The 13340-nt window shown below is 55.4% G+C and carries 14 protein-coding genes; 9 read left to right on the top strand and 5 right to left on the bottom strand.

Annotated elements, in window-relative coordinates; all coding sequences use genetic code 11:
• Nucleotides 1–8: 8 nt before the first annotated feature.
• The gene (locus ACCC96_RS06675; protein WP_413695271.1) at nt 9–881 is read right to left on the bottom strand and encodes a LysR substrate-binding domain-containing protein; all 873 of its coding nucleotides are present in this window, start codon (nt 879–881) and stop codon (nt 9–11) included.
• 135 nt (nt 882–1016) lie between these two features.
• Here ACCC96_RS06675 and ACCC96_RS06670 point away from each other — a divergent pair, with 135 nt between their 5' ends.
• From ACCC96_RS06670 to ACCC96_RS06655, 4 genes are read left to right on the top strand one after another with little or no spacing between them, the layout of a single operon-like run.
• Nucleotides 1017–2069, top strand: coding sequence for an agmatine deiminase family protein (locus ACCC96_RS06670; protein WP_413695270.1), 1053 nt, complete (start codon nt 1017–1019; stop codon nt 2067–2069).
• A 4-nt stretch (nt 2070–2073) separates the two neighbouring features.
• Entirely contained in the window at nt 2074–2982 is a 909-nt protein-coding gene (aguB, locus tag ACCC96_RS06665; protein WP_019648596.1) for an N-carbamoylputrescine amidase, read from the top strand.
• Nucleotide 2983: 1 nt separating this feature from the next.
• On the top strand, nt 2984–4087 hold the full coding sequence (locus ACCC96_RS06660) for an extracellular solute-binding protein (RefSeq protein ID WP_413695269.1): 1104 nt from the start codon (nt 2984–2986) through the stop codon (nt 4085–4087).
• 23 nt (nt 4088–4110) lie between these two features.
• On the top strand, nt 4111–5235 hold the full coding sequence (locus ACCC96_RS06655; RefSeq protein ID WP_413695268.1) for an agmatine deiminase family protein: 1125 nt from the start codon (nt 4111–4113) through the stop codon (nt 5233–5235).
• Between the two features lie 44 nt (nt 5236–5279).
• Here ACCC96_RS06655 and ACCC96_RS06650 read toward each other — a convergent pair whose 3' ends face one another.
• A complete protein-coding gene (locus ACCC96_RS06650) occupies nt 5280–5759 on the bottom strand; it encodes a VOC family protein (RefSeq protein ID WP_019648599.1) in 480 nt (159 codons plus the stop codon).
• Between the two features lie 112 nt (nt 5760–5871).
• On the opposite strand from ACCC96_RS06650, the gene ACCC96_RS06645 reads away from it, so the two are divergent.
• Nucleotides 5872–6438, top strand: coding sequence for a hypothetical protein (locus ACCC96_RS06645; protein WP_019648600.1), 567 nt, complete (start codon nt 5872–5874; stop codon nt 6436–6438).
• A gap of 125 nt (nt 6439–6563) precedes the next feature.
• On the opposite strand, the gene ACCC96_RS06640 is transcribed toward ACCC96_RS06645, so the two are convergent.
• On the bottom strand, nt 6564–6923 hold the full coding sequence (locus tag ACCC96_RS06640; protein WP_033046852.1) for a hypothetical protein: 360 nt from the start codon (nt 6921–6923) through the stop codon (nt 6564–6566).
• Between the two features lie 189 nt (nt 6924–7112).
• The gene (locus ACCC96_RS06635) at nt 7113–7889 is read right to left on the bottom strand and encodes a nucleotidyltransferase domain-containing protein (RefSeq protein ID WP_019648602.1); all 777 of its coding nucleotides are present in this window, start codon (nt 7887–7889) and stop codon (nt 7113–7115) included.
• A 134-nt stretch (nt 7890–8023) separates the two neighbouring features.
• On the opposite strand from ACCC96_RS06635, the gene ACCC96_RS06630 reads away from it, so the two are divergent.
• Nucleotides 8024–8638: an alpha/beta fold hydrolase gene (locus ACCC96_RS06630; protein WP_413695267.1), complete on the top strand. Its 615-nt coding sequence runs from the start codon at nt 8024–8026 to the stop codon at nt 8636–8638.
• A gap of 9 nt (nt 8639–8647) precedes the next feature.
• On the opposite strand, the gene ACCC96_RS06625 is transcribed toward ACCC96_RS06630, so the two are convergent.
• A complete protein-coding gene (locus tag ACCC96_RS06625; RefSeq protein WP_413695266.1) occupies nt 8648–9226 on the bottom strand; it encodes a DUF4337 domain-containing protein in 579 nt (192 codons plus the stop codon).
• Nucleotides 9227–9515: 289 nt separating this feature from the next.
• Here ACCC96_RS06625 and ACCC96_RS06620 point away from each other — a divergent pair, with 289 nt between their 5' ends.
• Genes ACCC96_RS06620 through ACCC96_RS06610 form a run of 3 tightly spaced genes read left to right on the top strand, consistent with a single transcriptional unit; the run spans nt 9516 to nt 13313 of the window.
• Entirely contained in the window at nt 9516–9965 is a 450-nt protein-coding gene (locus tag ACCC96_RS06620) for a pyrophosphatase (protein ID WP_413695265.1), read from the top strand.
• 4 nt (nt 9966–9969) lie between these two features.
• Nucleotides 9970–11115 carry a hypothetical protein gene (locus tag ACCC96_RS06615; protein ID WP_413695264.1) on the top strand — a complete coding sequence of 382 codons (1146 nt, stop codon included), beginning with the start codon at nt 9970–9972 and terminating at the stop codon, nt 11113–11115.
• A complete protein-coding gene (locus tag ACCC96_RS06610; protein WP_413695263.1) occupies nt 11115–13313 on the top strand; it encodes a hypothetical protein in 2199 nt (732 codons plus the stop codon). The genes ACCC96_RS06615 and ACCC96_RS06610 overlap by 1 nt, the downstream gene beginning before the upstream one ends.
• Nucleotides 13314–13340 lie beyond the last annotated feature (27 nt).

Raw genomic sequence — 13340 nt, 5'->3', positions numbered from 1 at the left:
GCCAGTCGTCAGACTGTCGGACTTGCAACCTCCAGATTATTCAGCAGCCACTCGCTGAAGCTTCGCGCCAGCACATTGTTTTCACTGTCGCGATGGGTCAGCAAGGCCCAGTTCGGGCCGCGAATGGTTTGCTCCACCAAGGGTTGCAACAGCCCGTTGGCGCGCGCCTGCCGACTCAGTAATTGGCTGACCAGGGCGATACCGAGCCCCGAGCACGCGGCATCCAGCAGCAGGCCGGGGTCGGAGAAATTCAGTCCTTGATCTTTCTGCCCGACATCGATGCCGGCCTCTACTGCCCAGTGACTCCAGTCCATTTCCCGCTCGCCATGAAGGGTGGTGCGTTGCTCGCGGGGCACCGCCAACAGGTGCGGGTGACAAGCCGGGTAGAGGCGGTCTGCGTGCAGCACCTTGAAGCTGCATTCGGCTTGAGAACTGATGTCGTCACGCACGGCGAGGTCGATGGTCTGGCTGATCATGTCCGGGACTTCATCGGTACTGAAAATCCACAGATCGACTTCCGGATGCTCACGGCGAAAATCCCCCAGGCGCGGCAGCAGCCAATGACGGGCGAACGCCGGAGTGGTGTTGAGCACCAGTTGGTTGGGCTTCTGATACTGCCCAAGCCGGCGTATGCCGACGGCCAGTTGTTGCAACAGCGCCTGGGTGGTACTGAGCAGATCGTGACCCGCATCGGTCAGGCTGACGCTGCGGCCACTGCGAAAGAACAAGGGCTGTTCAAGGTACGCCTCAAGGCTGCGGATTTGCTGACTGATTGCCGATTGGGTGAGGTTCAGTTCGGCAGCAGCCTTGTGAAAACTGCCCAGCCGGGCAGCGGCTTCAAAGCCGCGAAGGGTGCTGAGAGGCGGCCAGTGCTTGAGCATGCTGATAAGTTCCTCTAATCATTTATCTACAAAATCCATCGTTTGTTTGCCCGTTTTTACAGCCGTAGCATGCATGCCAAGACCGCCAAGGCAGTTTTAGTGAACACAATAACTTAACTAAAAGGGCTTTTTGTCATGCAGCAGAATGAAATTCGAAACAGTGGTTGGTGGATGCCGGCAGAGTGGGCCAGGCACGCCGCGACCTGGATGGTCTGGCCGCACAACAAGGCACTCTGGGAGTCGGGTTGGGGCGTCACATTGGCGCTGGTGCAAGAGGACTTTGCTCGTGTGGCCAACGCCATCGCCCGTTTCGAACCGGTGAAAATGGTCGTCGACCCATCTGCTGTCGCCAGTGCCCAAGCGTTGTGTGGGCCCAACATCGAATTGATTGAATTGGCGGTGAACGACAGTTGGTGTCGAGACTCCGGTCCAAGTTTCGTCTGCCACCCGCAACAAGGGTTGGGCGGTGTGAGCTGGCGCTTCAACGCGTGGGGCGGCAAGTCGGCCCATGATCTGGATGAAAGCCTGGCGCGCCGCGCACTCAATCACCTCGGCGTGCAATGCTTCGGCACACCCCTGAGTAACGAAGGCGGTGCCATTCATGTGGACGGCGAGGGCACGCTGATCACCACCGAATCTGTATTGCTCAACGCCAATCGCAACCCGGGCATGAGCAAGGCGCAGATGGAGGAAATCTTCACGCGTCTGCTGGGTGTGAAGAAGACCATCTGGCTGCCGGGCGATCCGGACCATGTCACCGGCGACATGACCGACGGCCATGTCGATGGTGTGTGTGCTTTCGCCCGCCCTGGTGTGCTGCTGGTGGACGCCACTCACGACAAGCAGTCGGTGTATGCCGAGGTGGTACGGGAAAACCGTCGTGCTTTGGAGCTGGCAACAGATGCCCAGGGCCGACAGTTTGAGCTGATCGAGTTGTATGAAGCGAGCGATGCCGTGGACACCGACGCTGAAGTGTTCTGTGCTTCCTACACCAACTTCTACATCGCCAACAACGCCATCATCATGCCGGCCTATGGCATCAATGCCGACCATGCGGCTGCGAACGTGTTGGCTCAGGCTTTCCCCGAGCGCGAAGTGGTACCGGTGCGAATCAATCATCTGGCCCATGGCGGCGGCGGTGTGCATTGCATTACCCAGCAACAGCCCGCTTGGCCACTGGAGGGTTGATGCCATGACTCTATTGACGATTGCCACTACTCAGATGCCCTGCACCTGGGACTTGCAACACAACCTCGATCAGGCTGAGCAGTTGGTACGTGAGGCGGCGGCCAAGGGTGCCCAGGTCATCCTGCTGCAGGAACTGTTTGCCACACCGTATTTTTGTATCGAGCAAAGTCACCAGCACCTGGCGCTGGCCGAAGAATATCGAGACAGCCATGTACTCAAGCGCTTTGCCGCACTGGCCAGGGAGTTGGGTGTGGTGCTGCCGCTGAGCTGGTTCGAGAAGGCGGGCAATGCGTACTTCAATTCCTTGAGCGTGGCCGATGCCGATGGGCGCCTGCTGGGTGTGTATCGCAAGACCCACATTCCCAACGCCATCGGTTATCAGGAGAAGGAATACTTCAGCCCCGGCGATACGGGTTTCCGTGTTTGGGACACCGCTTTTGGGCGCCTCGGTGTGGGCATCTGCTGGGATCAGTGGTTCCCCGAGACCGCACGCTGCCTGGCGTTGATGGGCGCGCAAGTCTTGCTGTTTCCCACCGCCATTGGCTCTGAGCCTGGCTGCGCAGCGCTGGATTCACGGGACCATTGGCAAATGACCATGCGCGGTCATGCGGCTGCCAACATCCTTCCGGTCGTGGCAGCCAATCGCGTCGGCCGAGAAGTAGCGACCACCGATCCGACCCTGCAGATGAGCTTCTACGGCTCGTCCTTTATCTGCAACCACAAGGGCAAATTGCTCGCCGAGGCCGACCGTGACAGCACCGGCGTGCTGGTGCACAGCCTGGACTTGACCGCCATGGGCGAAGAACGCCAGAGCTGGGGCATCTACCGCGACCGCCGCCCGGAGATGTACGGGGCGCTGTTAAGCCAGGACGGTCGTCACATCCATGCACGCTGGAATACTCAGGGGATTTGACATGCGCATTTGCAAAAAGCTGTTGATCGGCACCCTGGGATTGGCACTTGGCGGTGTCATGCCGTCGCTGCACGCCGAGGAAAAAAACTTAAGGCTGTACAACTGGGCTGACTATTTCGCCGAGGACACCCTGACCCGATTCACCGCCGAAACCGGGATCAAAGTGATCTACGACGTCATGGATGGCAGTGAGACGCTGGAAGCCAAGATGCTCGCCGGCGGAAGCGGTTATGACCTGATCTTCCCCGGCGATACCGTTGCCGAACGCTTGATGCGCGCCGGCAGTCTGCTGCCGCTGGACCGCTCAAAGCTCGCAGCTCTGGATGACATCGAACCCGGCTTGCAGAAGCTGCGTACCCATTATGTGCATTCGAGCCAGGCCACGGTTCCGTATACCTGGGGCACCATCGGCCTGACCTACAATGCCGAGCAGGTCAAACAGCGCATGCCGGATGCGCCGGTCAACAGCCTGGACATGCTGTTCAAACCGGAACTGGCCGCCAGGTTTGCCGATTGCGGTATCTCGATAATCGATTCGCCCGATGAAGTGTTGGCGGTGGTGCTCAATTACCTGGGCCGGGAGCCACGCAGCGCAAAACCTGAGGACCTGGTCGCAGCGAGTGAGCTGCTGCTCAAGCTACGGCCGTACATTCGCAAGTTCCAGTCGCAGCCGGTGACCGATCTGGTCAACGGTAACTTGTGCCTGTCGCTGGGTTACAGCGGGGACATGACTCAGGCGCAACGGACGGCGGATACCGCGGGCAAGAAAACCACGTTCCAATACCGCATTCCCCGGGAAGGCACTACGGTGTGGATGGACACCATGGCGATTCCGGTCGATGCCAAACATCCGGAGTACGCCTATGCGTTTATCAACTTCATCATGCGCCCGGAGAATATGGCCGCGATCAGTAACTTCACCGGCTACCCCACCTCCAACGCCAAGGCACGTCCGAGCGTCGACGCAGTCATGCGCAACAACCCGGATATTTATCTCGACGAGGCCACGTACGAACGGCTGATCCCTGGCAAGGACATTCCCCAGCCCGATATGCGGGCGCGCATGCGAACCTGGACCAAGTTCAAGACGGCCACCGTGAAATGAGTACATATTCCAAGGATCAACCCATGTCGACTCGTCGCGAGTTCATTAAGCAGGCTTCGATCGTTGCCGGTTTGGGCGCAGTCGCGTCCCTCGGACTGGGCCTGACACCTTTGCGCGTGCAAGCAGCCACTCAGGGCCGTTGGCGTATGCCCGATGAGGCCGACAAACACCAGCGCGCCTTCGTCGCTTTTGGCGCACAGGAGGCTATCTGGAAAGACTTCACCCCTCACGTGCAAGAAGCCATTGGCCTGATCGCGAGCACCATTGCCCGATATGAACCGGTGACGGTGTTCTGTCGCGAGCACGAGCGGGATCTGGCCGAAGAACACTGCGGCACGCTCAATATCACTTACGTCACCACCGAACTCGACGATATCTGGATGCGTGATACCGGGGCCAACTTTGTCATCGACGGGGAGGGCGGGCTCGGCGCTGTGGATTTCAACTTCAATGGCTGGGGCAATAAACAGCGACATGCCGAGGATGCACAGTTGGCCGCTTTGGTTGCCCGCACCGTGGATGCCCGCCACATGCGCAGCGAGTTGGTGGGAGAGGGCGGTGGTATCGAAGTCGATGGTCACGGAACGGGGATCATGACCGAAAGCAGCTGGATCAATAGCAACCGCAACCCCGACTGGAGCAAGGCCGAGGTCGAGCAAGAACTGAAAGCCCGCTTGGGGTTGCGCAAAATCATCTGGCTGCCAGGCATCAAGGGCAAGGACATCACTGACGCCCACGTCGATTTCTACGCCCGCTTCGTCAAGCCAGGCGTGGTGATCGCCAACCTCGACAACGACCCTGAGTCATACGACCACAACGTGACACTGGCCCACCTGGAGATTCTCAAGCAGGCCACGGATGCCGACGGCCGCAAGCTGCAGGTGCACACAGTGTCGCCACCGCTCAACCCACGAAAGAGCCAGTTCAGCCGCAACAACCCGGACTTTGCCGCTGGCTACATCAACTACTTCGTCATCAACGGGGCGATCATTGCGCCGGAGTTCGGTGACCGGGCGGCAGATACCAAGGCCTTTGATTTGTTGTCTGAACTCTATCCGGAACGTGAGGTGGTACAGCTCAACATCGACTCGATCGCCGCCGGTGGTGGCGGTATCCACTGTGTGACCAGCCACCAACCGCAGGCTTAGTCTGAACCCGCGCGTCGGCGTGCCCTCGCATCCGACGGCGCTGGTTAACGCTCCAGAGCCGCTTCGATCGCTGCGATGTCGATCTTGCCCATCCCCATCATGGCGTCGAACGCGCGCTTGGCCGCCGCTCGATCTGGATTGGCTATCGCGGCGCTGAGGACGCGTGGCGTGATCTGCCACGACAGTCCCCACTTGTCCTGGCACCAGCCGCATACATTTTCCTGGCCGCCATTGCCAACAATCGCGTTCCACAAGCGGTCGGTTTCGGCCTGGTCGTCGGTCGCCACCTGGAACGAAAAAGCCTCGTTGTGCTTGACCCCCGGCCCACCGTTCAGTCCGAGACAAGGGATGCCCATCACCGTGAACTCCACCGTCAAGACATCACCCTGTTTACCCGCCGGATAGTCGCCCGGCGCGCGAAGGACAGCGCCCACCGAGCTGTTGGGGAACGTCTCGGCGTAGAACGTCGCAGCGTCCAGCGCGGCGCCGTCGTACCAGAGACAAATCATGTTCTTGCTGATCATCTTGGTTCTCCAGGGTTGTGATAGGTAGGTGGATTTTAGCAGTGCAGGTAACCGTATATCCCTGGTCTACGCTACAGGGCAGAACCGAGCGGCATATCTATGAGGTTGGGTTATGTCTGAGGATGGTTGTGGGCGCAGCAGGACAAGTATTTTCTTTCCGGTTTTCAGTATCGGACAGGCAAAGCTGATCATTGTAGTGCTTATCCTTTTACTGGTTGTGGTCAGCGCCGTTGTGCCCGATACGGCTAATGACGAAGGGTGGTTGCTAGTCCAGCAGATGATCTTGGTTGGGTACAAGGATATTGGGAGCCTTAGTGAAGGTTCAAGTTATAGGTTGGTAGTAATGGTTGGTTTTTCTATGGCGGTTATTCTGTCTTGGGTTGCCGCCATTGTGATGTCGTTGACTCGTATTAATATGCATGCTTTTCAGCCTATTGAGAGAAAAAGCTATTTATCAAGAGTTTCGACTGTTGTGGTCATGCTAGTACTTTTGTTACTTCCTATTTTTCAAGAGCTGCCAAACAATGATTTTAACTTCTCATATCATGTGTTTAAGGCGATGTGGGAAAGTAGATCTTTGATAATCGGGGCGAGCGTTACGTATTTTTTGCTCTCTTTGTCGTTTTGGGTGCTGATTTTATTTGAGGTTTCTAACTTGTTGGGTCGGAGGTCGTTATGAATGTGGCGACGGGCGAGCAAGCCCGACACCGGTCAGGTATACGAATGCAATCGCACTGGCGACAGAGTTGGAAAAGCATTACTCACCACTTGTGGGGAGAGTTCATGTACGACTTGTTAGCCGCTTTAGAAGCCCCCGAAACCGATAAACCAGGGAAACATAGCCCCGCCTTTATGCCCTTTATACTCCGACTTCCTTCTAAGCTGCCTTCGACAATAAAGCAAGCTGATCATTGCTGGGATAATTAATAAATTGAACAGCCATTGAAATGCATCTGTTGATTTCAAGGTGGTCGCCGCAAGTAGATTAATTAGAGCTATGCCAATGATTATAAGGTTGTATTTAATATGTTGGCGATTGATTAAGGCAAAACTTTCCCAATCATAAATCAGCCAGTCGATGGAGAATTCGTCGCATTTAGGGCACTTATGGGTTGGAGGAGGTTTGTCTGCGATATAACCACAGCCAGGGCATCGAACTTTCATGGCGCTATCCTGACACTCTCTCATTAGGTGACATGCCATGTCGCGTCTCTTGTCGCGGTAAGCGCGAGACCTATCGAGGGGAAACGCGACTGGGGCGACGGCAAGCCCGACTATGGTAAAGAGGGTAGCAGGGCACCCCCTGTTTGCCACTAGTCTGTCCACCGGTTGAATCCACAATCCAAAGCGGACCTAACCGGTTTCTGAAGCCATCCAGGTCAAAAAATTATGGAGCTGAGTCGTAAACTCTTTTGGCTTAGCGTACGGGTTCCTGGCCTGGGACAAGAAAAAAGAGATATGCATTCTCATGCACGGGTAATGCTGAACAAACAGCTCGGCATGCTCTTCCAGTGTTTGCGGCCACATCAGGTCCCGTTCAGAGCGAAGTACTTGAGTTGACCGGATGAGCTTGCGCGAGGCTTCGCGTTGCAAACGTAGCGATTGCGTCGGTGTGGTCGCCTGATCGATAAGATCGGCATATCGGGTCAGTACGGATTCAAAGTCACCATTCACGGCAATGGCAATATCACGCGACGGCTTGAACCGGTCGAAGCGCTTGGTCAGATCATTCCCCCATAAGCAACGACAGTGATGCTTGAGCCAATACCCCCAGCTCAATCGATTGTCAGCCGCCAATACTTCAGAGCGACTACCGATGTCGAAATCGATCTTGATGACTTCGGCATGCCGACTTTCCAGCGTGCGCCTTTTCGACTCCAGCATTTCCAGATCCTGCGACGTCGGAGGGCTGTGCAGAACAAGGGTCAGGTCCAGGTCAGAAACCCCCGGCACAGCGTCACCTCTAGCGACGCTGCCATAAAGATACATCCCGTCCAGCAGAGGTTCCGATCGAGCGAGCATCATGCAAACGTCCACCAGTAAACCCTGAAACTGTGGCTGCACCTCGACGTTGGGCACGGTGAGGATATAACCGTCTGCATCAATGCCACGAGGATGGAATCGTTCCATGAAGTCTTCCGTGAGTGGTGTTCAGAGAGGTACTTTAACAGAGCCAATAGTGGATGCTTCTGGTCGTCGAGCCTCGTGGCATCCACTTTTCCCTCCTGCTGACTCTTTCAATCCCACCTTCAAGGACCGAACCCGTGATCGCATCCCCCGACAAATTCCTCTTCCTGCCCGGAGCCTCAGGTAACACCCGGTTTTGGCATCCGGTTGCTGAGCGCCTGGCCCACCCGGCGCAGCAGGTCCATATCGGCTGGCCCGGCTTTGGAGACACTCCGCCCTTGCCTGGCATGACTGGCATGGATGATCTGGTGGCTCGCGTGCTGGCCGAGATCGACCGGCCCACAGCGCTGGTGGCGCAGTCCATGGGCGGCATAGTCGCTGTGCTTGCAGCGCTTGAACGCCCTGAGCTGATCACGCACCTGACGCTGACCGTCACCTCTGGCGGGGTGGATATGTCTGCTCTGGGCGCGCATGACTGGCGCCCGGATTTTGCTGCCGCCAACCCGACACTGCCGAGTTGGTTTCTCGACGACCGCACCGACCTCACGCTTCGGTTGGTCGAGTTGCGCATGCCAGTCCTGCTGCTCTGGGGAGATTCTGATCCGATCAGCCCCGTTCGCGTCGGCCAGCGCCTTGCTCAACTGTTACCCCGTGCTGAACTACACGTTTTCCCTGGCGCCGATCACAGTCTGGGCTTTACTCACGCAGCCGAAGTGGCGAGGTTGATCGAGAGACATCTGGCCTGCTGGTGAGCGCCTCGCTTAGATATGCAGCCAAGCCAGCGAACCCAACATGACGCCAACACCCGCTGCCCCAAACGAGAGCCGCTTGAGCCATTCCTTACGCGTCAGCAAGGTAATGGCCGCCAGTGAAATTGCTATTTGAATCGCTGTCATTGCCTGGGCCCAGCGGTGATGCTGATGCAGCGCCTGCTCTGACTTCTCGTCCCACTCTCTTGCCCCTTGTTCGAATGCTTCAGCCTTCTTGCGCGCCTCCTCCTTCTGTTCCCCGTACCGCCGCGCCTCAGCAACATAATGGGCGGAATCCAGCCCTGGGAGATGGCTTGCCAGATCCGACAGGTTCTGCCGGCTGGACTTGGCCTGGTAGTAATTCCACTCGTTGGCGGCTTCGGTTTTCTGGATGGCGGCGTTGTTTTTGTCCATGGCCGCCTCATTCTCCGTTGAGCCGGCCTGATAGCTCATCAGGGCGCCGACGGTCGCCATGATGGCTGTCATCACCGCAATCTTGCTGGCAAAGCTGTCGCCTTGTGCATGCGCATGATGGGTGGTGTGCTCAATATGTTGCTCGTGTGGGCTGGGGACTTCGAACTCTTCAGGCATGGGTGTCGATCTTGGAGGCGTTAGTGGAGATGGACAGCATTATGAATTGTCCCTGATTCTTTGGACACAGATGACTGGCAGTTAGTGGTCGGTTGTAGCCCTTCGTGACGGGCAGTAATCGGCCAGAAGCGGACATCTCGTCGCTTCGAGAACCGTGGCTACTCTGTATCGGGGTGATGAACGGAGTGGATTAATGATGAAGGCACACTCTATTTCTAGCTTCTGAATTGATAAGCTCTAGACAAGAAGCGTAGTGTTTGCTGCTAAATTCTCACCTATGGAGTTGGGTATGAGTAAAAGCTTTCGTGACCGCATCCAGGCAATGAATGAGATGTATAAGCTTCCAATCCACGAAACCCCGCACCTTTTTCCGGATGCCGAGGATCGTCTCTTGAAATTCAAGCGAACCCTGCTCGATGAGGTCGCCGAAATCGATGATATTGCGGAACAGGTTCGTCGAGGTGATGATTCCATAGATGTTCAAGTCGCGATTGCAGATCTCCTAGGTGATGTCATCGTCTACTGCCGTTCTGAGGCCATGAAATACGGTATCCCTTTAGAGGCCGTCTTGGATCTAATCATGGATAGTAATGAGAGTAAGCTTGGAACAGATGGCAAGCCGATTTACGATGAAAATGGGAAGTTTCTCAAGGGGCCAAATTATTGGAAGCCTGAGCCCCAAATCAAACAACTCCTAGCAAGCCTTTCGGCCCCAAATAATCACAAAATTCTGAGGTGATTACTTGTCAACTGTTAAAAGTGTTGGGAAGTGCCGGAGTTTGGTTGATATTGAAAAGATCATCTCCCAAATCGAGTCATCCGACAGCGATACGATCTTCCGCTTTCCTACAGATCCGCTCGAAGCTCGTCATAGCCCGATGCTCGATGCGTCTCGACTGCAGATGATCGTTACGCTCGCACGCCAAAAGCTTGAAGATGATTATCTGGACATTCATCCGAACACTCCAGACTTGAATGCTCTTCAGGCGGTTTGTGATTACTCACCCGGCATTGCGGGTGTCCGACTGTCAAAGGGAATACGCGTTGGGAAAAAAGAAGTCGATCGCCGAGATGTCCTAGTCTTCGCCGCCGAAAGAATGAAAGCTATGGACGCCCAAGACTTTGACCAAGTCATTAAGGGGCGGTGCATTGATCTCCTGTGCGTCAGCGGCTCAAGAGTCCAATTTTTGAAGCCTCTGTTCGCTTCACGAGGTAAGGCCAAAGAGAGGGATGACATGGCCCCAGTGATGCGCAAGCTGATTGATTGTGCCATGAAACAAACCAAGGATAAGGTGGATGAGCCTTTGACCAACGCGCTCGCATTGTTCTCTGCTGAACTCATCCAGAATACTCAAGACCATGCACTCAAGGATCATACCGGTAGACCGTATCTCTCGCATGTCGAGGGAATGATGATGGGATGGACACGGCTGTATGACTGGCTCCATTCCGAAGACTTCTCTGGTCACCCCCTCCTCAAAAGTTACTGGGATGGCGAGTCCACCAAGACAGATACAGGGCTCACAAGTCTAAGGGTATTCGAGGTGAGCTATTTTGACTCTGGACCTGGTTTAGTTAGCCGATACACCGGAAAGCCAGTGCAGGAGATGTCTCTCGACGATGAGCTGCAGGCACTCCTCACATGCCTGCGACACAAATCGACCTCGAAACCCCAAACCGCGGCAGGCGAAGGATTACCGTCCGTATTGCAACAACTGAGACAAATAGGCGGGATGATGAGAATCCGCACGGGAAGACTGTCGGTGTTCAACGCATTTGAGCCTGCCGACACTCGTGACATCTTTGACTTCCGTCACTGGGCTCAAACCAACCTTTCGCCCGTTCAAGGTGCAGTTATTTCCATCCTTGTACCGCTGAGGGCTCACTGATGGAACGGTTTTTTTCTTGGCGAAACCTAGAACACCGTCCCTCGCACGGCAGCATTGAAACTTTGGTGCTCTGCTACAAACGCTGCCAACTGACCGAAGGGAATGTATATGCAGATGTGGAGACAGCCCTCAAAAGTGATGCCAATCTTCCAGATTGTGTATACATCGTGGGCACTACCCAGCAATACAACATCTTCAAGGCAGCCTGGGACCCCACCAATATTCACCTGCAAACCATGATCAAACGTGGCATGAAGGCTGGCTTCGACTTCGTGAAGCAGTACACCTTCGCCGAATGGAATGGTGCAAATTTCCAACAACATAGCCTTGGACAAGAGCCAGGCCCTTACAAGATGGATCTGAAGCGTTTGATGAGCCGGGCCGTATACAGCCTCATCGAAAAAAACAATGCCGTCCACCAGGCTCCCTCCGGGCATGTGTTCAAGCATCCTTCCCAGAGAAGGAACAAGGTCTTCATCCAAGCAAGGGAGATCGCCTCCGGCGAGGCAGAACTGTATGTCGTCGCGTACTTGATCGCTCTATGCCACGGGGAGGCCCTGCAAGGCAGCTGCAAGGTCTTCATCGATACGATGGGCATCTATGCCTACGTTAAGTGCGCTCTGGCCCTGTGCCGATCCGAGGCAGAAATCGTAAGCTTCCACTCGTATGATGAGTTGGAGAAAATCAACCCGCCGCCGGAACCCTACTTCTGCATCATTTCCGCCTCCACCTCCGGCAGCATGGCAGGCAATATGGCAAGCAGCGTGTGGGATCCCGAGCGAATCGCCACTATCGTCGATGTGACGTCACAGGGGCGAGCCGGTGACGTGATGGTCGCGCTTGACAGTATGGGCGTCGCCTTTCCTGATTTGAAAGTCAGCGACGGTACCCTGATCGAGATCATCGGCGAAAATTTCTCGTCCAAAGCCAAGCCTCCTCGACCAGTCGTTATCGGACAGCCACATACCCCGAAGGCCTTAGCTGATTTCCACGAATACTTTGGTTTCTCGATATACCCCTTCAACACCCGCATCGCGACGAAGAGTAAGCTGCTGCAACTTGATGTCACGAAGGTGCTGGAGCACAAAGAATTTCAGAAATGGCTCAACGCAGAAATTGACTGGTCATTCCCGCTGACCGTCAGTCACGTTATCCATGCTGATGATGAAGCATCCAAGGTTCTGGCGGGGATCGTCGTAGATCGCCTGAGCGCTCGCTTGGCTGCAGGTTTGTCGATCACAGTGACTCCGTATCATGAGCTGGAGAAGGACAACTGCAAGGACGCCACTGGTGTAGTGATCGTTTCCACTGTCGCGAGGGATGGAGGCGTTCTTCGGGAAATCAGTCGCGATCTGCGCTCGTATATCAACGCTGACATTCCGAGGCATTTCCTCTCCCCAATCGGAATCCCCCAGACGAACGAGTCATGGAATCAATTGCGGATGTTTTTGGTACGCAACTCTACGCCCAGAGAGTACGGTTTCGCCAACTGGATCCAACTACCTCTCGGAGAAGACTCAGACGACAACTCATGGTATCGCCTGATTACGGCATATGAGGCACATTCAGACAAAAACATCCATGACCTAGAACTGGGATCCCTTAATGACACATCCAATATATTCCCCTCGCTTGAATTGGCTGGTAAGGCAGCATTAAACGCGTTTAATGGTTTTTTGGCGTCGCCGCGAGGCAACAAGCTCTCTCTATCGGAAGGCTTTCTCTTTTTCGGAGACAGTACTGATATTGCTAAGCGATATGCTGAAGTTGAGCCAAGCATGGTGTACCTCACTATCTCTGCTGTACTCCAAAGCGCTCGCGAATATAAAGAGCACGAAAGGCGCCTCCGCCCCAATGGCTACGAGTCAGTTGTGCTGGCACCAGAGTGCTTCCTGAGGTTCAACGACGCAATCTTGCAAGCGTGCATGCTGAGGGCGTGCCAGCCTGCGGAGTTGGACTACTCATCCAGCCCAGAACTCAGCAAGATAATGAAAGAGTTGTTGGTGAAGGTTTTTGTACGCTGTGACAAGGACTTTGGCGACGCAGCCCTGGAATTTGCCGCTGCCATTGCCGTGGGCTCACTTCGTCTTGCCAAGCGAGATATGGAGACATTGCTGGACGATGCGTTGGAACAGCACGCTAGCAAGCAATCTGAATTGCTTGGGATGCTCGTGTTGGCTAAACAAGCAAGTCACTAGGATCACTCGCTGAGTGTTGGCTTGTCA

This window comes from Pseudomonas sp. Pseusp11 (assembly GCF_047304405.1).
Classification (GTDB): Bacteria; Pseudomonadota; Gammaproteobacteria; order Pseudomonadales; family Pseudomonadaceae; genus Aquipseudomonas.
The sequence above is the reverse complement of the archived record's forward strand: the minus strand, read 5'-3'. Positions and strand labels throughout refer to the sequence as shown.